The organism is Curvibacter sp. EU05-FHT14A10 (genome assembly GCF_058791075.1).
Genome location: NZ_JBYTDE010000027.1, coordinates 30,094 through 48,618 on the forward strand (window position 1 = coordinate 30,094; position 18,525 = coordinate 48,618).

At 63.4% G+C, this 18,525-nt stretch carries 17 protein-coding genes, 3 tRNA genes and 1 pseudogene; 13 read left to right on the forward strand and 8 right to left on the reverse strand.

From position 1 onward, the window contains the following. Positions 1–129: 129 nt before the first annotated feature. From AC3WUT_RS28410 to apaG, 3 genes are read right to left on the reverse strand one after another with little or no spacing between them, the layout of a single operon-like run. Positions 130–1,194, reverse strand: a complete 1,065-nt coding sequence (locus AC3WUT_RS28410; RefSeq protein WP_492350425.1) for a PAS domain-containing protein — start codon at positions 1,192–1,194, stop codon at positions 130–132. Positions 1,195–1,252: 58 nt separating this feature from the next. Continuing rightward, positions 1,253–3,241, reverse strand: coding sequence for a site-specific recombinase (locus tag AC3WUT_RS28415; protein WP_492350426.1), 1,989 nt, complete (start codon positions 3,239–3,241; stop codon positions 1,253–1,255). Between the two features lie 38 nt (positions 3,242–3,279). Continuing rightward, entirely contained in the window at positions 3,280–3,675 is a 396-nt protein-coding gene (gene apaG / locus AC3WUT_RS28420; RefSeq protein WP_492350427.1) for a Co2+/Mg2+ efflux protein ApaG, read from the reverse strand. A 145-nt stretch (positions 3,676–3,820) separates the two neighbouring features. Here apaG and rpe point away from each other — a divergent pair, with 145 nt between their 5' ends. After that, a complete protein-coding gene (gene rpe / locus AC3WUT_RS28425) occupies positions 3,821–4,516 on the forward strand; it encodes a ribulose-phosphate 3-epimerase (protein ID WP_492350428.1) in 696 nt (231 codons plus the stop codon). A gap of 49 nt (positions 4,517–4,565) precedes the next feature. On the opposite strand, the gene AC3WUT_RS28430 is transcribed toward rpe, so the two are convergent. Both AC3WUT_RS28430 and AC3WUT_RS28435 read right to left on the reverse strand, forming a co-directional pair. Beyond that, the gene (locus tag AC3WUT_RS28430; protein ID WP_492350429.1) at positions 4,566–5,363 is read right to left on the reverse strand and encodes a tetratricopeptide repeat protein; all 798 of its coding nucleotides are present in this window, start codon (positions 5,361–5,363) and stop codon (positions 4,566–4,568) included. Beyond that, complete coding sequence (locus AC3WUT_RS28435; RefSeq protein ID WP_492350442.1) at positions 5,360–7,375, reverse strand: bifunctional 2',3'-cyclic-nucleotide 2'-phosphodiesterase/3'-nucleotidase; 2,016 nt, start codon at positions 7,373–7,375, stop codon at positions 5,360–5,362. The genes AC3WUT_RS28430 and AC3WUT_RS28435 overlap by 4 nt, the downstream gene beginning before the upstream one ends. A 191-nt stretch (positions 7,376–7,566) precedes the next feature. On the opposite strand from AC3WUT_RS28435, the gene gph reads away from it, so the two are divergent. Next, positions 7,567–8,271: a phosphoglycolate phosphatase gene (gph, locus tag AC3WUT_RS28440; protein ID WP_492350430.1), complete on the forward strand. Its 705-nt coding sequence runs from the start codon at positions 7,567–7,569 to the stop codon at positions 8,269–8,271. Between the two features lie 28 nt (positions 8,272–8,299). On the opposite strand, the gene AC3WUT_RS28445 is transcribed toward gph, so the two are convergent. Together AC3WUT_RS28445 and AC3WUT_RS28450 are read right to left on the reverse strand one after the other, a co-directional pair. Next, positions 8,300–10,096 (reverse strand): methyl-accepting chemotaxis protein, encoded by a 1,797-nt coding sequence (locus AC3WUT_RS28445; RefSeq protein ID WP_492350431.1) that lies wholly within the window; start codon positions 10,094–10,096, stop codon positions 8,300–8,302. A gap of 84 nt (positions 10,097–10,180) precedes the next feature. After that, positions 10,181–10,768: a chalcone isomerase family protein gene (locus AC3WUT_RS28450; RefSeq protein WP_492350432.1), complete on the reverse strand. Its 588-nt coding sequence runs from the start codon at positions 10,766–10,768 to the stop codon at positions 10,181–10,183. A gap of 376 nt (positions 10,769–11,144) precedes the next feature. Between AC3WUT_RS28450 and trpE the strand changes: the two genes are divergently transcribed. The 7 genes from trpE (at position 11,145) to AC3WUT_RS28485 (ending at position 16,762) form a co-directional block, all read left to right on the forward strand. Beyond that, positions 11,145–12,656 (forward strand): anthranilate synthase component I, encoded by a 1,512-nt coding sequence (gene trpE / locus AC3WUT_RS28455; protein WP_492350433.1) that lies wholly within the window; start codon positions 11,145–11,147, stop codon positions 12,654–12,656. 5 nt (positions 12,657–12,661) lie between these two features. After that, complete coding sequence (locus tag AC3WUT_RS28460) at positions 12,662–13,243, forward strand: anthranilate synthase component II (RefSeq protein WP_492350434.1); 582 nt, start codon at positions 12,662–12,664, stop codon at positions 13,241–13,243. A gap of 93 nt (positions 13,244–13,336) precedes the next feature. Beyond that, a complete protein-coding gene (locus AC3WUT_RS28465; RefSeq protein ID WP_492350435.1) occupies positions 13,337–13,996 on the forward strand; it encodes a LysE family translocator in 660 nt (219 codons plus the stop codon). A 33-nt stretch (positions 13,997–14,029) separates the two neighbouring features. After that, the gene (gene trpD, locus AC3WUT_RS28470) at positions 14,030–15,079 is read left to right on the forward strand and encodes an anthranilate phosphoribosyltransferase (RefSeq protein WP_492350436.1); all 1,050 of its coding nucleotides are present in this window, start codon (positions 14,030–14,032) and stop codon (positions 15,077–15,079) included. Positions 15,080–15,089: 10 nt separating this feature from the next. Continuing rightward, entirely contained in the window at positions 15,090–15,227 is a 138-nt protein-coding gene (locus AC3WUT_RS28475) for a hypothetical protein (protein WP_492350437.1), read from the forward strand. Further along, positions 15,220–16,008, forward strand: a complete 789-nt coding sequence (gene trpC, locus AC3WUT_RS28480) for an indole-3-glycerol phosphate synthase TrpC (protein WP_492350438.1) — start codon at positions 15,220–15,222, stop codon at positions 16,006–16,008. Before AC3WUT_RS28475 ends, trpC begins: the two co-directional genes overlap by 8 nt. 19 nt (positions 16,009–16,027) lie before the next feature. Next, a complete protein-coding gene (locus tag AC3WUT_RS28485; protein ID WP_492350439.1) occupies positions 16,028–16,762 on the forward strand; it encodes a uracil-DNA glycosylase in 735 nt (244 codons plus the stop codon). Between the two features lie 18 nt (positions 16,763–16,780). On the opposite strand, the gene AC3WUT_RS28490 is transcribed toward AC3WUT_RS28485, so the two are convergent. After that, entirely contained in the window at positions 16,781–17,830 is a 1,050-nt protein-coding gene (locus AC3WUT_RS28490; protein ID WP_492350440.1) for a patatin-like phospholipase family protein, read from the reverse strand. A 189-nt stretch (positions 17,831–18,019) separates the two neighbouring features. Between AC3WUT_RS28490 and AC3WUT_RS28495 the strand changes: the two genes are divergently transcribed. From AC3WUT_RS28495 to AC3WUT_RS28510, 4 genes and pseudogenes are all read left to right on the forward strand, one after another. Next, positions 18,020–18,105: transfer RNA gene (locus tag AC3WUT_RS28495), tRNA-Tyr, on the forward strand. A 68-nt stretch (positions 18,106–18,173) separates the two neighbouring features. Further along, positions 18,174–18,247, forward strand: a tRNA-Gly gene (locus AC3WUT_RS28500). 50 nt (positions 18,248–18,297) lie between these two features. After that, positions 18,298–18,372, forward strand: a tRNA-Thr gene (locus AC3WUT_RS28505). A gap of 79 nt (positions 18,373–18,451) precedes the next feature. After that, positions 18,452–18,525 (forward strand): annotated as a pseudogene (locus AC3WUT_RS28510) (GTP-binding protein); the annotation flags it as partial.

Below are 18,525 nucleotides of genomic sequence, written 5' to 3' on the forward strand. Positions count from 1 at the left end.
GGGAGCCTCGAGAGGCGCGTCTTTCCTGGCATCGGAAACCACAGGCTCGGCCCCGGGGCTTGGCGCAAGCCAGGTCCCGGCGGCCCGTGTCCTCATCTTGACGGTGCGCTGCCTGCGCCCGTTTTCAAATTACCGGATCGACATCACGCGCCGCACCAGATCGACCTGGCGGTGCAGGGCCTGCTTGTTGAGGGCACTCTTCACCTGGCTGCGCACGGTGTGGATGGACAGATGCGTCATCTGCGCAATGCGCTTGAGGGGGTGGCCTTCGGTGAGCAGCATGGCCACCCGGGCTTCGGCCGGGGTGAGCTTGAGCGATGAGCAGATCTTGGACATCTGGTCGCTGCGATCGAGCAGGCTGGCGATCGAGGCCTGGGGGGCTTCGGGCCACAGTTGTTCGGCGGCCATCACCCGCTCTGTCACGTTCTCGACCTGCGACATCACCGACTCCACGCGACCCTGCGGGTCGAGCAGGGCCGAGTTGAACCACACCGTGTGCAGGGCAGATCCGTCGGCCCGCTGGAACGTCAATTCAGAGCGGTTCTGCAGTTCCTGGCCGCTTTGCAGCCGGCCCAGGGCCTCGCTCAAAGGGGTGTTGTCCCAGCGGGTGGGTAGCACCTTGGGGAGTTGGCGTCCGCGCACCTCGTCCGGGGTCCAGGCAAACCACTGGCTGGCGCGGCTGGAGCAATGCAGCAGGCGCAGGCTGGCATCCATCTCCAGCACGGCCAGGGGGCTGTTTTCCATGTGGGACGCCACGCGTTGATTGGCGGCCCGCAGGGCGTCGGCCGTGATCTTGAGCTCGTGCACGCGCAACGCGATGCTGACGAAACCCAGCACCTGCCCCTCATCGTCCAGCCAGGGACTCAGGCTGACGTTGTGCCATTCGGCCTCGCCCGCCGGGTTGGATATCTGGCGCTGGTAATGCACGGTTTCGCCGCTCAGCACCCGGTCAATGTGACCTTGAATCTGGTCGAGCGCCTCGGCCCCGTACAGGTCGGCCAGCATGAGGCCGGTGGCTTCGGCGGGCGTGCGCTGGAACCAGCGCGCAAAGCTGGCGTTCACATAGACGACACGCAGCGTGTTGTCCACCACAGACATGGGTGCATTCAGCGCGTGGGTGACCAGCGTATCGACCTGATCGGCACGCAGTCGCAAGGCGTTGGAGCGGGTGGGCGTATGGGGTTGAGCGGACATGAGGCTGGGCACAGCGTGACAGTTTCTGTGCCAACGCTATTGTGCCTTTGACGTTTGGTTACACCGGCCAGAAAAAGCTGCCCGGCGCGCTGCGCAAACGGGCGCGTATGGCCTGGTTGATGCGCTGGCGCTCCACCTGGCCCACGTTGTGGGCACGCAGTGCCAGCCGGAAGGCGAGGTAGAAGCTGACCGCCAGGTTCAGGGGCCCGATGGCGCACAGACCCGCAATCGCCCACCAGAACTCGGCGTGGCGCAGGGCCTCCAGCCCCAGGGTGGCCGCTGCAGCGCTGACTTGGCCGGTGGACAGGGTGACGTGGCGCACCTCCAGGCCCAGCCCGAAAAAAGCGGCGAAAGCTGGGATCAAGCCCAGCATCATGCCCAGCGAGATGTTGGCGGCCAGACCAGAGATGTTGCGACGCAACCACTGGCCCCAGCGACGCGCGCGCAACGGCCCCAGCCAGCGGGTGAATCGGGGGTTGTAGGTCAGGGCCGAGTCCAGCCGGTGCAGCACGAACCAGTTTTCGACCCAGCCCGCGATGATGCTGGAGGCAAACAGCAGCACCCCCGTGAAGGCGGCGAACAGGGCGGTGGGCCCGAACAGGCTCAGGTCGTGCAAGGTGTGGTGGGCATGTTCGGCGTCCACCATGGGGCCCAGGCCGGCGGCATGCAGACCGACACAGATCAGCAGCACACCCGGAACCACCAGGCCCAGGTTGCCCACGATGGCGGCAAACTGTGAGCGCAGCAGGTGGGCCACTTCATCGACGAAGCGCTCGATGGCATCGGGTGCGCTCATGTCCTTGAGCTTGGCGGCCATGGCCGGTGCGGTGACGGCGGGTTGTTTGGTGGCCACGGTCCAGTGCATCAGCATCACCAGCACGAACGAGGCGGCGTAGTTCAGGCCTGCCGCAAAACCGCTCCAGAAGGCCGACAGGCCCAGCCCGTAGATGGCAAATTTGGCCCAGGTGGTGAGGGCCAGCACCGAGCCGCCACCGGCGGCGGCGCGCAGCATCTCCCGGTATTCGGTGGCGTTGCGGGTGATGTAGTGCTCACCGCTTTCGGCGCTTCGTTCGGCCACCTTGGCCGCCGTGAGCTGCGAACTGGCGGCAATCAGGGCTCGGATGCTGCGACCGTCTTCGTTCACTTGCACCAGGCGGGCCAGCAGCTGGGCCAGATCGGCCGAGGGGGTTTGGCTTTGCAGGCAACTCAGCAGATCGCGGATGCGCAGCACGCGCTCGCGCAACTGGCGCAGGCGGAACACGATGCCCACTGAGATGCCATGCTCTTCCAGGTGGGTGTAAACGGTCTGGGCCGCGCGCCGGCAGGCCTCCAACTGCTGGCGCAGCACATCGGCGGCCTGCAGTGCCGCTTCGCTGCGTGGCCCTTGCTGCAGCACGGCTTGGCGCAGGCGTTCGAAATGGGCGGGCAGCTCATGGAAGGGGCGCTCGTTCTGTGCCTGGTCCGACATGCGCTGGCGGATCTCGGAGGCAAAGCCCGTGGCGCTGACCTGGCCCACGCTGTAGGTCAGGGCATCCAGCAGCAGCAAGGTGCCATTGGCCAGTGGCGCCCCCTTTGGGTCATCGGCGGCCGGGGGGGCGGGAAACAGCAGGCGCTGCACGCGCACCAGGGTCTCGGGGTCGATGGCGCGCAGCCACTCGGCATCAAAGGTGGTGGGGGCCAGCAACTCGAACAGTTCGCCCAGATCGGTGGTCTCGGGGGTCTGTGGCAGCAGCTTCTTGCGCAAGCGGTTGCCCAGCTCGCTCATGAAGGCCGGTCTCGGGGCAAAACCATGATCGGCCAGCAAGGAGGTGGCATCCACCGCGCCCAGGAAGTTGACCCACCACAGTTGCCACTCGGTCTGCCACGTGGGGCGCAGCTGGATCGCATCGAGCATCAGCCGAAGGCGTGCCACCGCGGCTGGCGCATCGTCTGCCCGACCCCGTATCCATTGCAGCAGGCTCATCAGCCACAGGTGGCGTTGCACCAACGATGCGTGCGGGTTGAGGGCGTCGAGGATCTGGGGCAGGTCGGGGGGTGTTTGATTCATGTGAACGTGGTGAAGCCGAGGCGTGGCACCGAATGAACTCAGTGCAACACGCGAGCCGGCGCGTGGGCGCTGGAGTGGGCCTCCAGCAGAAACAGCGGGATCGGTACGTCAAAGCGTTCGCCGTCCTCCGCCACGAAAAAATAACTGCCGTTCATGGTTCCGCTGGGGGTGCGCAGGCGGCAGCCACTGGTGTACTGGAAGGCCTCACCCGGTTTGAGCAGTGGTTGCTTGCCCACCACCCCCAGGCCTTTGACTTCTTCGCAGTGGCCCGTGGCGTCATGAATCTGCCAGTGGCGCGAGATCAACTGGGCCGGCACGTCGCCGGTGTTGGTGACCGTCACGGTGTAGGCAAAGGCGTGCACGGACTGCTCCGCATTGGACTGGTCCGGCAGGTGTTGAGGCTCGACGTGAACGTTAATTCGATAACTGGGCATGGTGGATGGACAAACAGTAAGAAGGCTGTCGGACTGTGAAGTTCCCGCATTCTGTCATTCGTGACGCGCTTGTGCAGTCTTTGGCATTTTTTCCAGCATTGCCCTCGTTGGCGCCAGGGCCGGCGCTGCTGCGACAATTGGCGCCATGAAGACCTCCGCTCCTACCCCCTACCGCATCGCCCCCTCCATCCTGTCGGCCGACTTCGCACGGCTGGGAGATGAGGTCCGTCAGGTGATCGCCGACGGCGCCGACTGGATCCACTTTGACGTGATGGACAACCATTACGTGCCCAACCTGACCTTCGGGCCCATGATCTGCCAGGCCCTCAAGCCCCATGCGCGCACGCCCGAAGGCGTGGCCGTGCCCATCGACGTGCACTTGATGGTGCAACCCGTGGACGCCCTGGCCGCCGCGTTTGCCGAAGCCGGTGCCGACTACATCAGCTTTCACCCCGATGCCTCGGGGCATGTGCATCGCAGCATCCAGGCCATCAAATCGCAAGGCGTGAAGGCCGGGCTGGTGTTCAACCCGGCGCAAACGCTGGACGTGCTGGACTGGGTGATCGAAGACCTGGATCTGATCCTCATCATGAGCGTCAACCCGGGCTTTGGTGGCCAGAGCTTCATTGACTCGGCATTGCGCAAGATCGAAGACGTGCGCCGCCGCATCGAGGCCAGCGGCAAGGACATTCGCCTCGAAGTGGACGGCGGCATCAAGGTCGACAACATTGCCCGGGTGGCCGCCGCCGGGGCTGACACCTTCGTGGCAGGCAGCGCCATTTTCGGCAAGCCTGATTACCGCGCCGTCATCGACGCCATGCGGGTTCAACTGGCGGGCTGAGCCTCAGGGGGGCCTGCGTCCTGGGTATCTGACCCGCAGGCGGCCCCGTTCATGGCGCTTCCGGCCGGTGCTTCAGCGCGTGCTGGGCCTCACGCCAACGCTCGGCCTCGACATCGGCTTGGCGATGCAAGCCCAGTTCTGCATGGGTTTGCGCCAGCAGCAGTTGCAGATTGGCCTCCGGGTGATCCTGCTCGGCAGCGCGCTCAAACCATGCCCGGGCTTGGTCCGGGTCGGCTTTCACACCCTGACCATGGAGCAGCATCTGCCCGAGCAGAAACTGGGAATCGGCCCAGCCTGCCTCAGCGGCCCGACGCATCCACCGGGCCGCAGCCTGCGGGTGCGCCGGGGTTTGGGCGCTGCCGTTTTTCAGGATCAAGGCAATGTAGTGGGCCGCCGCATCCTGCCCCTGATCGGCCGCCTGGTGCAGCCAGGGCAGCGCGCGGTCGGCGTCGGCGGGCAGGCCGGCCGCACCTTTGAACCACAGCTTGCCCAGTTGCAAGGCGGCCGTGGCGTCTCCGGCCTCGGCGGCGCGCTGCAGCCAGTCGCGCCCTTCGGCGACCAGGCGGGCGTCTCCGCGTTGCACGAGCACCCGGCCCAACAGGGGCATGGCGGGCTTCAACCCATTGCGCGCCAATGTACGCAAAACGCTGGTGGCCTGTTCGTCGCGTGCCTGGGCCTGGGCCCCCCACTGGATCAACTCGGCCTCTGACGGGGGCGCATCGATCTGTTGGTGCAGGCCCCAGACCCCCCAGGCGGCCAGCAGCAGAGGCAGTCCGGCCACCAGCCAGACCCGCCGCGACGAAGTGGGCGCCGGGGAGGGGGCCGGCAGAGTCAGTGCGGCGTTCATTGGCTCAGATCGATGGCGTAGTCAGCCAGGTTCTTGCCGCTGCCGTCATCGTTGTTGATCATGTTGATGCCGTTCAAACCAGCAGCGGTGGCCAGGGCCAGCTTGCCTGGGGCCGACTTGAAGGTGACCCGGCCGGCCGTGCTGACTTGGGTGAAACGCCAGCTGCGGTCACGGCCATTGCTGGCTCGGGTGAGGGTCTTGGTGGCCTTGATGTAGTTGATCAGCACATCGCGGTTGGCATCCGGCGACGCGTAGATCGTCTTGCTGCCATCCAGGCCCGGAAAGTTGCCGCCGCCGCTGGCGCGGTAGTTGTTGGTGGCCACGATGAAATAAGCCGCCGGGTCGATGGCCTTGCCTTTGTAGCTGAGGTTCTTGATGCGGCTGCCCTGGGCCTGGGTCACGTCGATCTCGTAACGGATGTCGGGCGAGGTGAACATGTCGAAGTTGTAGCCAGGGTAGCTGCTGACCAAGGCCTGGTCGGTGCTCAGGGTCGGGTCGATGCGGTTGAAGCGGGTGGCTGCTGTTTCGAGCCAGGCCTTGATGTCGCTGCCTTGCACCCGCACGGCGTACACGGTGTTGGGGTACAGGTACAGGTCGGCCGCATTGTTGATGGCCACGTTCCCGCTGGCCACATCGGTGAAATCACTGCCGCCGGCAAAGCCGCTTTTGAAAGGCGCGCTGACCGACAACACCGGCAGCGAGGCGTACTGCGGCAGGTTGGCCGCGATGTAGGCCGCCACGTACGACGCCTGGGCCTGGTTCACCACCTCGATGGCGCCTGGGTCTCCCACGTCGGCGAAGTAGGACGCCATGTTGAAGTCAGTGCTTCCGATCGGCGTCTTGACGTACTGAATGGTTGCGGCGTGTTCGCTGGCAATCGCGCTGGCCACGGCGGGGTCGACCGCCACATAGCTCTTGTCTGCGTTCTGGGTGCTGCGGGCTTCGACGGTGGTGCCGGTGGTGTCGACGGTCCACTTGCTGCCGTTGTGCACCAATTGCAGTTTGATCACGCCCAGGTGCTTGCCCCAGAAGTTGGCCATCACGGTGGGGACGCCATTGACGGTGCCCTTGACCTTGTCCACCCCGGGCAGGTTGAACTGGGCCACGGTGCTGGTGGCGTTCGGGAAGATCTGATGCGAGTGGCCGATCAGCATGGCGTCGATGCCTGGCACCTTGGACAGGTGCCAGTTGCCGTTCTCCATGGTCGGGTCGTAGCTGCTGTTGTCCAGGCCGCCGTGCGAGATGGCCACAACCAGGTCGGCGCCTTTGCTGCGCATCTCGGGCACGTATTTCTGGGCGGTTTCCACCAGCCCTTCGGTGTACACCTTGCCGTCCAGCCAGCGCTTGTCCCAGGACAGGATGGTGGGGGGGGTGAATCCGATGATGCCGATGTTGACCGGGACCTGCACCGTGCTGCCATCGGGGGCGGTGGCCCTCAGCGTCTTGGTGATGATCTGGTACGGGCTGAACAGAGGGGCCTTGGTCTTGGCGCTGTACACATTGGCCAGCACCTGCGGGAAGTTCGGACCCGCACAGCGTGTGGCGCCATTGGTCACGCCGTCGACCTGGAAGGCGCTGCCGGTGACCTGGTTCAGATAGGGCAGGCCGTAATTGAACTCGTGGTTGCCGATGCCGCCGCCGTCGTATTGGCTCTGATTCATGACCTTGTAGATGGCCAACGACTGGTTGCAGCCCACCGGGTTGATCAAGGCCTGGTAGTCGGACAGTGCCGTGCCCTGGATGGTGTCTCCGTTGTCCAGCAGCACGGTGTTGGCAAATTCGGCACGCGCTTTGTTGATCAGGGTGGCCACGCGTTCATAGCCGAGCGAGGTGTCCTCGGCCAGCTTGAAGTAGTCGTAGCTCATCACGTTGGTGTGCAGGTCGGTGGTCTCCAGCAGGGCCAGGCTGGCCTTGGTGTTGGCCGCCACCACGGGGCCACCGCTGGAGCCGCCGCAGGCGACCAGCGCCAGGGCCGTTGCGCTCAGCAGGCCTGCGGTGCAGGCACGGCGCATCGAATGAACAACAGGTTTTGACATCTCGCATCCCTCCGGGTTTTGTATCCAGTGCGTAAAGAGCTGGACTGTGGTCGGTCTGCGTGACATGGCTTTGACGGGCAGATGACACGAGCGCGAGAGCGGGCTGCTGGGCCGGGCCTGTCGCACAATCGCTGTTTTGCTTGCGCCTGTGTGGGCGCCTTGATGCCGTGTCTTCTTCCTCCTTTCTTCTTTCAACGCCGTTTGAAGCCGCCATCCTGGATCTGGATGGCACCTTGGTGAACACCCTGGGCGACTTTGCCGAGGCCCTCAACCGCATGCTGGATGAGTTGCGCTTGCCCTCCATCGAGCCGCAACGCATCGAGCACATGGTGGGCAAAGGGTCAGAGCACTTGCTGCGCACTGTGTTGGCGCATGTGCTGGGTGGAGGGGCGACGGAACCCGGCGCGGTCGAGGCGCTGTACCCCGCCGCCTGGAGCAGCTACCAGCGGCACTACCTGGCCATCAACGGCGGCTACTCCAGCGTCTACCCCGGCGTTCTGGCGGGCCTGGAGGATCTGCAGGCACGGGGCTGGCGCCTGGCGTGCCTGACCAACAAGCCTTTGTCTTTTGCACAGCCCTTGCTGCAGGCCAAGGGCCTGGAGGGCTACTTCAGCGAAGTGTTTGGTGGCGACTCTTTTGAGCGCAAGAAGCCGCACCCTCTGCCACTGCAGAAAACCTGTGCCGCCCTGCGCAGCGAGCCTGGCCGCACCTTGATGGTGGGCGATTCCAGCAACGACGCTCAGGCTGCGCGCGCTGCGGCTTGCCCGGTGGTGCTGGTGACCTATGGCTACAACCACGGCGAGCCCATCCGGGCGGTGGACGCCGATGGTTTTGTGGATTCGCTGGATCAGTTAAGCCTTCTGTTGGGCTGACGCACACTGCGCGGTGCCCGCCCTCGGCTCAGAAACTGGTCCAGTCTTCGTCGCTGGCGGTGGTTGCGGCCTTGGCCGTTGTGGCGGGTTCGCTGGCCGTCGCCTTGGTGCTGTTGGGGGCTTTGGCGCTGCTTGGAGCGGGCGCCGCCGGGCTGGCCGTCCCGGCCCCGGTGCGACGGTCCGAGTCGGGTTGTTGGCGGCGCTCCTGGCCCAGGTAGGGGGTGCTGGGTGGCAAGGCCGACCGGGTGGCTCTGGGGGTATTGACCTCGATGGACCGGCTCTGGCTGGCGTTGAGTTTGAACACGGCCACCGCATCCACGAGCAAGCTGGCCTGGTTGCGCAGACTGGCGGCGGCTGCCGCCGACTGCTCGACCAGGGCCGCGTTTTGCTGAGTGGCCTGGTCCATCTGCGTCACCGCCTCGCCCACCTGGGCCACGCCCGAGCTTTGCTCCGAGCTGGCGGCGCTGATTTCGCCCACGATGTCGGTCACCCGGCGGATGGCAGAGACCACTTCGGTCATGGTGGTACCCGCCCGGTCTACCAGATGGCTGCCTTGCTCCACCCGCTCGACACTGGCGCCGATCAGGCCCTTGATCTCTTTGGCCGCTTCAGCGCTGCGTTGGGCCAGGCTGCGCACTTCGCTGGCCACCACGGCAAAGCCTCGTCCCTGCTCACCGGCACGTGCTGCCTCCACCGCTGCATTCAAGGCCAGGATGTTGGTCTGGAAGGCAATGCCGTCAATCACGCCAATGATGTCTGAAATTTTGCGCGAGCTCTCGTTGATGCCTTTCATGGTGTCGACCACCTCGGCCACCACTTCGCCACCCTGCGTGGCGACGGTGGAGGCGTTCACCGCCAGTTGATTGGCTGCTCGGGCGTTGTCGGCGTTCTGGCGCACGGTGGAGCCCAGTTCCTCCATGGAGGCCGCGGTTTGCTCCAGGGCCGAGGCCTGGTGTTCTGTGCGTGCCGACAGGTCGTGGTTGCCTTGGGCGATTTCGGCACTGGCCGTGGCCACACCCTCTGCGTTGCGGCGCACATCCGCCACCAGGGCGGCCAGCCGGCCTTGCATGTCGGCGAGGGCCCGCAGCAATTGGCCGGTTTCGTCTTGGGCCCCCGTGGGGATCTGGATGGACAGGTCGCCATGGGCAATCGCGGTGGCCGCCGCCACGGCCTCTTGCACGGGGCGGGTGATGGAGCGTGTGGCGGTCCAGGCCATGAAGGCGCCCAGCACCACGGCCAGGGCCGCGGCCGCCATCAGCAGGAGGCGGCTGGTTTGGGCCAGAGCGGCATTGCGCTCCTGCCCTTGAGCCAGTTGACTGGCCATGCGCTTGCGCAGGCTGTCCAGTTTGGCCAGGTAACCATCGGCCATCGGGTGCAGCTGCGAATCGATCATGCCGTTGATGTCTTCGCCCATCGACTGCAGCTTGGCCAGTTCGACCCGCTTGTTGCGGTAAGCCTCCCGCACCTGGCGGATTTCGGCCAGTTGGGCCTTGCCGTCGTCGTCCTTTAGCAGTTCTTCGAGCCGCTTGATCTTGCCGGCCGTACCGCTGGAGGTGGTTTCAATGTCCTTTTTGAGGCGTTCAATGTAGGTGCTGTCCACGGCGCGCAGCTGGGCTTCAGTACGGGCCCAATTGATGCGGATGTCGGAGGCCCAGTCGTCGACCAGGGTCTGCTGCTCCAATTCGATCGTGGCGACATGCTCGCCCGCTTGTTGCAGCACCGAGATGCGCTGCACGCCAAAGCCGGCCACCAGCAAGGTGATCAGCAAGATGGTGGCAAAAGCGATGGCCAGGCGGGAGCCGATTCTGAGGTTGTTGTAGTTCATGGTCTGACAGCTGTAACGGGCGAAGGGACGGGCAAAAGGAAAGGCAATGGGGCCAACAATGGGATGGATGAAGGCCGGTCGAGGTCAGGACGGCTTGCCCAACAGCGCGTCCTTGAGCTTCCAATCGGCTGGGTTGGGGCCCAGCCAGATGCGCAACAAGGCGTTGAAAAAGGCGGCTTCCTTGAATGGCGTGCCCTGGACCTTGCCGCGCACGGTGAGGGTGGCGCCGCTGTCGGGCAGCCAATCGACGGTGAAGGTGTCGCCGGCAGCCAGCTTCTTCTGCTCGCCAAAGATCTCGCCCATGCGGATCAATCCAGGAATCAGATGGGACATTTCGCCCTTGGGGGCGTTGTCCTCCACGCCCCGGGTGAAGAGCTTACCCAATTCGTTGGCATCGATTTCACGCAGCATGGTGATGCTGATGCGCTTGGCGCCAGGCGCGGCCAGCACGTCTTCGGGGCTGCTTGCCTTGCGTTCCAGGTACAAGCCCATGGCATACACCTTGAAGACCGCCTTGTAGCGGGCCCCTGCGCCGTTCAGGCTGAGCTTGCGCCCTTGCAATTCGATGGGGTCGTCGAAGCTGACGCCCTGCACCGTGGTGGGGGCGGCCTGCACAAGCAGCGGCCAGGTCAGGCAGGCGCTGAGGGCGATGGTGCGGAATCGGAGGCTCATGGGTGTTGTTGACGGAAGATCGGCCCGGATCGATGGGCTTGATCGTTGAGTTTGCAGTCTCCTCGGGTGGGTCGGTTTGACGCAACAGGGTTTTCGATGGGGCCGCGCGTCGCCTGAGCGACTGGCGCGCCAGAGTGGCTGGCAGGTTTGCTACACTCTGGCGACATGTTCATTCACCGCACGTTCATCACAGGTTGCAGCGACCGGGGAGCTTGGCCCTGGCGCAAGCCATTTCACGTGCACCACTGACCAAGCATGTCCGGGCAGCGCCGGCATGCGCCCGGGGGCCCCATTTGTCGGGGCCCGTTGAGATGATGAATGAACGCGGCACCTTTCCTTAGAACTGCGGTGCCGCCAGAGCTGGAGGCTCATTGCCGTGATCACCGAACTTGAATTCAAGAGCCTTGCCTTGCAGGGCTTCAATCGCATCCCTCTGATTGCAGAGGCGTTTGCTGACCTGGAAACCCCTTTGTCCCTGTACCTGAAGCTGGCCCATGCCCGTGATGGTGGCCGCTACAGCTTTTTGCTGGAGTCAGTGGTAGGGGGGGAGCGTTTTGGCCGCTACAGCTTCATTGGCCTGCCCGCACGCACCCTGTTGCGTGCCAGCGGCTTTGGCGATGAAGCCAAGACCGAAGTGGTTCGCGATGGGGTGGTCATCGAGACTGACCAGGGCAATCCGCTGGATTTCATCGCGGCGTATCAGAAGCGCTTCAAGGTGGCCCTGCGTCCTGGATTGCCCCGCTTTTGCGGTGGCTTGGCGGGGTATTTTGGCTACGACGCAGTGCGCTACGTCGAGAAAAAGCTTGAGAAGACCTGCCCCCCCGACACCCTGGGCACGCCCGACATCCTGTTGCTGCAATGCGAAGAGTTGGCCGTGATCGACAACCTGTCGGGCAAGCTGTACCTCATTGTCTATGCCGACCCGGCCACACCCGAGGCCTTTGCCAATGCCAAAAAGCGCCTGCGCGACCTGAAAGATCAACTCAAGTACTCCGTCAGCGCCCCGGTGGTGAAGGCCACCCAGGGCTACCCTGCCGAGCGTGACTTTGCCAAGGCCGACTACCTGGTGGCCGTGGAGAAGGCGAAGGAGCTGATTGCTGCCGGTGATTTCATGCAGGTGCAGGTGGGGCAACGCATCAAGAAGCGCTACACCGAAAGCCCCTTGTCCTTGTACCGGGCGCTGCGTTCGCTCAATCCCTCGCCTTACATGTACTACTACCACTTTGGGGATTTCCATGTGGTGGGGGCGTCGCCTGAGATCCTGGTGCGCCAGGAGCGCGTTGACATCGATGGCCGCGAAGAGCAGAAGATCACCATCCGGCCCCTGGCCGGCACGCGCCCACGGGGTGCCACGCCCGAGAAGGACAAGGCTGCCGAGGTCGAACTCATCAACGATCCCAAGGAGCGTGCGGAGCACGTGATGCTGATCGACCTGGCCCGCAACGACATCGGCCGCATCGCCAAGATTGGTTCGGTCAAGGTGACGGAGGCCTTCGTGGTGGAGCGTTACAGCCACGTGATGCACATCGTGAGCAACGTCGAAGGCACGTTGAACGACGGCATGGGCGCCATCGACGTATTGAAGGCGACCTTTCCGGCAGGCACTCTCACGGGGGCACCCAAGGTGCACGCGATGGAGCTGATCGATCAACTTGAGCCCACCAAGCGTGGCTTGTACGGTGGCGCCTGCGGCTACATCAGCTATGCGGGCGACATGGACGTGGCCATCGCCATCCGCACCGGCCTGATCAAGGACCAGACGCTGTATGTGCAGGCCGCCGCTGGCGTGGTGGCCGATTCGGTGCCTGAGATGGAGTGGAGAGAAACAGAACACAAGGCCCGCGCACTGTTGCGAGCGGCCGAACTCGTTGAAGAAGGCCTGGAGTGAACGCCATGACGAACAAGATCAAGCTCCTCATGGTGGACAACTACGATTCGTTCACCTTCAACATCGTCCAGTATTTTGGCGAATTGGGTGCCGAGGTCGAGGTGTTCCGCAACGACGAAATCACCCTTGAGGGCATTGCTGCCCGTGCACCCGATCGCCTGGTGATTTCCCCGGGCCCTTGCTCGCCCGCGGAGGCCGGTATCTCGGTGGCGGCCATCCAGCATTTCGCTGGCAAGCTGCCGATTCTCGGGGTGTGTCTGGGGCATCAGGCCATCGGGGCTGCCTTTGGCGGCCGGATCATCCGGGCACAGCAGCTCATGCATGGCAAGACCAGTGTGATCACCACCACGCAAGAAGGTGTTTTTGCGGGCTTGCCCGAGCAGTTCACGGTGAATCGCTACCACTCGCTGGCGATCGAGCGCAGCACCTGCCCGGCAGACCTCAAGGTGACCGCCTGGACAGATGACGGCGAGATCATGGGCGTGCGTCACCAGTCACTGGACATCGAGGGCGTGCAGTTCCACCCTGAGTCGATTCTGACCGAGCATGGGCACGCCATGCTCAAGAACTTCCTGGTGCGCTCATGAGGTCCGCGGTGCAGGCCCGGCGGCCCGATCGGCTGGTTCCGGCAGGGCTGCCGGTGCGCCATCGCGTTCAAAGTTGAAACGGGAGCCGTGACCATGCCGGATGCCCATCACCTGCTGTTGTTTGTGCTGGCTGGCTGGTTGCTGAACCTCACGCCAGGGCCCGATGTGTTGTACATCGTCTCCCATGCCCTGCGCTCCGGCGTGCGCGCCGGGGTGGTTGCCGGCTTGGGGATCACCGCGGGTTGTTTCGTTCACATCGCGGCCGCTTCCGTGGGCGTCGGCGCCTTGTTGGCCACGTCGGCCACGGCTTTCACGGTGCTCAAGTGGCTGGGGGCCGGTTATCTGGTTTGGATGGGGCTTCGCATGTTGCTCGCCCGTGCTTCGGATGCGAGTCTGGTGCCTGACGCCGAGTTGATGCCATCCGGGCCCGCCACTCAGAGCCTGAAGCGGGTCTTCGTGGGGGGCTTCTGGACCAATGTGCTCAACCCCAAGGTGGCGATTTTCTTTCTCGCCTTTGTGCCTCAATTCATCGCGCCGGGGACCGACAACAAGGCGCTGGCGTTTGTGTTGCTCGGGGTGTTGTTCAACCTCAACGCCATTCCGGTCAATTTGGGCTGGGCGCTGGCCGCCGCCTGGATGGCCCGTCGCCTTGGCGCAGTGCAGCGCGGCTTGCATTGGCTGGATCGCGTGGCTGGGGCGATGTTCATCGGCTTCGGCCTCAAGCTGGCTTTTTCGGATCGTCCCGCGCCTTGAGCGCGAAACGTCATGACCTCTCAGGAGATTTCCATGCCTATCACCCCTCAGGAAGCGCTTCAGCGCACCATTGAGCACCGCGAGATTTTTCACGACGAAATGCTCGACCTCATGCGTGCCATCATGCGCGGCGAGTTGTCGTCGGTGATGACGGCGGCCCTCATCACCGGGCTGCGTGTCAAGAAAGAGACCATTGGCGAGATCACTGCGGCCGCACAGGTCATGCGGGAGTTTTCAACCAAGGTGCATGTGGCCGACAAGACGCACTTGGTGGACATCGTCGGGACCGGGGGGGATGGCTCGCACACGTTCAACATCAGCACCTGCTCGATGTTTGTGGCTGCCGCCGCTGGGGCCAAGGTGAGCAAGCACGGCGGGCGCAGTGTGTCGAGCAAATCGGGCAGTGCCGATGTGCTGGAGGCGCTGGGCGTCAATATCAACCTCACGCCCGAGGCGATTGCCCGCTGCATCCAGCAAACCGGCATTGGCTTCATGTTCGCCCCCAACCATCATCCCGCCATGAAGAATGTGGCGGCCGTGCGCAAGGAACTGGGGGTGCGCACCATCTTCAACATCCTCGGGCCGCTGACCAACCCGGCTGAAGCGCCCAATATTCTGATGGGGGTGTTCCATCCTGATCTGGTGGGCATCCAGGTGCGCGCTTTGCAGCGCCTGGGGGCCGAACATGCCGTGGTGGTCTACGGACGCGATGGCATGGACGAGGTCAGCCTGGGGGCTGCCACGTTGGTGGGCGAGCTCAAGGACGGCGAGGTGCGTGAGTACGAGATCCATCCCGAAGACTTCGGCTTGCCCATGGCCAGTAACCGTGCCCTGAAAGTCGACACGCCGGAGCAGTCCCGTGAATTGCTCTTGGCCGTGCTGGACAACAGCCCGGATCCAGCGGTGCGAGCGGCCCGCGATATCGTGTTGCTCAACGCCGGTGTGGCACTGTATGCCGCCAACGTGGTGCCTTCGATGACCGAGGGGGTGCAGCGTGCCCGTGCTGCCTTGGAATCGGGCGCTGCGCGCACCCGGCTGAACGAGCTGGTGGCCATGGCCAAGGCCCTCACGCCTGCACTTTGAGGCCCCTGCCATGAGCCTGTGGCAAGACCCCGGTACTTGGATCGCATTCGGTGTTTCGGCACTTTTTGTAGGTGTCGGTTGGGGCTTGCACCGGGTGTTCCTGAAAATTTTGAAAAACGGCTCTCAGAGCCCGCAAGAACATGAGTGATATTTTGAACAAGATCGTGGCCGTCAAGCGTGAGGAGGTGGCGGCCGGCCTCAAGAAAGTGTCCTTGGCGGCGATGCGCACCGACGCCGAGAGCCGTGTGCTGACGCGGGACTTCATTGGCGCGATGCGCGCCAAGGTGGCTGCCGGTCAGGCTGCGGTGATTGCCGAGATCAAGAAGGCCAGCCCGTCCAAAGGCGTGCTGCGGGCTGACTTCATCCCGGCTGATATTGCGCAGAGCTACGCCGAACATGGCGCGGCCTGTCTGTCGGTGTTGACGGACAAGCAGTTTTTCCAAGGCAGCGTGGACTACCTCAAACAGGCCCGAGCCTCCTGTGCGCTGCCGGTGCTGCGCAAGGATTTCATGATTGATCCCTACCAGGTCTACGAGGCCCGTGTGATGGGTGCCGACTGCATCCTGCTGATTGCCGCCTGTCTGGACGACGCCCAGATGGCCGATCTGGAGGCCGTGGCTCGTAGCCTGGACATGGCGGTGCTGGTCGAAGTGCACGATCGCCCGGAACTGGAGCGAGCCTTGCGCCTCAAAACACCGCTGGTGGGCATCAACAATCGCAACCTTCGCACTTTTGAGGTCAGTCTGGACACCACGCTGGGCATGTTGGCTGACGTGCCGGCAGACCGATTGCTGGTGACTGAGTCGGGCATCCTTGGGCCGGCGGACGTCCAGCGCATGCGCGAGGCGCAAGTGCATGCCTTCCTGGTCGGTGAGGCCTTCATGCGTGCCAAGGATCCCGGCGAGGCACTGGCTCATTTGTTTGCCTGACTTGCATTCGGAGGACGGAATGTCGGAATCGATCGATGCAGCCCAACTGCCCGTGCCAGACCAACTGGGCTCGGCCGATCCGGCTGATTGGCCCGTGGCAGGCGGGTGGCAGGCGCTGGTGGATGAGTTTTTTGCGGCGCCATCAGGCGTGCAATTGCTGGACTTTCTTCAGCAGCGGCTGCACGCGGGTGCCACGGTGTTTCCTCCTCAGCCATTGCGGGCACTCCTGCTGACACCGCCCGAGGCGGTGCGTGTCGTCATCTTGGGGCAGGATCCCTACCATGGACGTGGCCAGGCGGAGGGCTTGGCCTTCTCGGTGGCGCCTGGTGTGCCATTGCCGCCGTCGCTGCGCAATATCTTCAAGGAATTGCAGCGTGATCTTGGGACCCCTTTCCCGGCGTTTCCCACGCCGGGTGGCAGTCTGGTTCGTTGGGCGCAGCAAGGGGTGTTGTTGCTCAACACCTGCCTCACGGTGGAGGAAGGGCAGCCCGCCAGCCATGCCGGTCGTGGCTGGGAACTGTTGACCGATGCGGTGATTCGGCATGTGGCCCAGGGTCCCCGCCCCGTGGTCTTCATGCTGTGGGGCGCCCATGCGCAAAGCAAGCGCCCCATGATCGATGCGTCGCGCCATCTGGTTCTTCTGTCCAATCACCCGTCGCCCTTGTCTGCGCTGCGTCCGCCTGCACCTTTCATCGGTTGCGGGCATTTCTCACAGGCCCGGGCCTGGCGCGATCAGCAAACAAGCATGGGCTGATACTCGGCGGCCTGCTGCTCAGGATTTGGGCAGACGCAGCGTTGTGCGCACGCCCACATCCTCGGTGTGGCGCTTCAGCCAGTGCCTTGCCGCGTCTCGCCCCATCTCGAAGAGGTGCTCGATCATGTTGCCGTCAGCGGCCACCTTGCTGGAGGCGGGGAGTTCTTCCAGGGATTGACCACCATCGATGCGATGCAGGCGAATGCGGCGGTAGTCTTCACCTTCCTGCATCCGTCCACGTTCGATCAGGTGGTTGATGAATTCAACGTTTCGCATCTGGTCGAGCAGGCTGGCGTTGAAGGTCAGCTCGTTCACCCGGTCCAGGATGTCCTGTTGTGAGTGCGGCGTTTCGTGGCGCTGCAGTGGATTGATCTGCACGACCAGAATGTCTTGGGCATCGCATTGCTTGATCAGCGGAACCAGGGGTGGATTGCTGGAGTAGCCACCATCCCAGAACGGCTCACCATCGATCTCGACCGTCCTAAACACCATGGGCAGGCAAGTTGATGCCATGACGGCTTGCAAATCGAGTTGCCGGCCAGAAAAGACCTTGGCCAGCCCCGTGCGCACGTGGGTGGCCGAGACAAACACGCGCGGAGAATGCAGCCGTGCCATCCCTTCGAAGTCGATGTGGGCCGCCAGCAGCTTGCGCAACGGATTGATATCCATCGGATTCATCTGCGACGGCGACATCCAGGGGGCCATGGCACTTTGCAGCATGTGTCCACCCATGCCCGTGTTGAGCATCATGTGCATCACGCTCTGTGTCAGGGCTCCGACGCTGCCCAGCGATACCACGCCTTCCCAAATCAGCCGCAATGTCTTTCGGGCAGAGGTTCTGATCGCCGCGCGCTCTCCGTTGCCGGGGGCGTGACCCAGGTAGCCCTGGGCCAGCGCCACCGCATTGATGGCACCGGCGCTCGCGCCGCTGATGCCATCGAAATCGAAGTGCTCATCTTCAAGAAGGGCATCAAGGACACCCCAGGTGAAGGCGCCATGTGCCCCTCCGCCCTGTAGGGCAAGACTCAGACGTTTGGGCGACTCCGTGGGAGTGGGAAAGGTGTACATTCAGCCATCCTGACATGATTTGTGCAGTGCAGCATAAAAAGTTGAGGGCAATTGAAGAAATTTGTCCAAAAAGCCCAAAACGGATCAAAAAATAACTCATAATCGTGGTCTCGCAGGTTCTTAGGGACATGCGGCTCGAACAAGAAAGTAAAACGGCCTAAAAAACTGTGTTATAGTTCGAGATTCGCTGGAGGGGTGCCCGAGTGGCTAAAGGGGGCAGACTGTAAATCTGTTGGCTTACGCCTACGCTGGTTCGAATCCAGCCTCCTCCACCAGCGAGTGAATTGATGTGAGTGGCGATCAAAAGCGCCGGTAGTGTCGGGAGTGATCCTGTCATTGTTTGGCGGGAGTAGTTCAATGGTAGAACCCTAGCCTTCCAAGCTAATGACGCGGGTTCGATTCCCGTCTCCCGCTCCAGCATCGGTTTGCTTGAATAGTTTTTTTGAAGTGCCTGGTGGCCTTCAGATGCCCATGTGGCTCAGTGGTAGAGCACTCCCTTGGTAAGGGAGAGGTCGCGGGTCCGATTCCCGCCATGGGCACCACGTTCTTCGGCGCCCCCTGTCAGGGGGCGCTTTGACCCTTGTTGTGTTGATTTAGGTATTTTTTTTCGGAGTCGAAAAAATGGCAAAAGGCAAGTTTGAACGTACCAAGCCGCACGTGAACGTCGGCACCATCGGTCACGTTGACCACGGCAA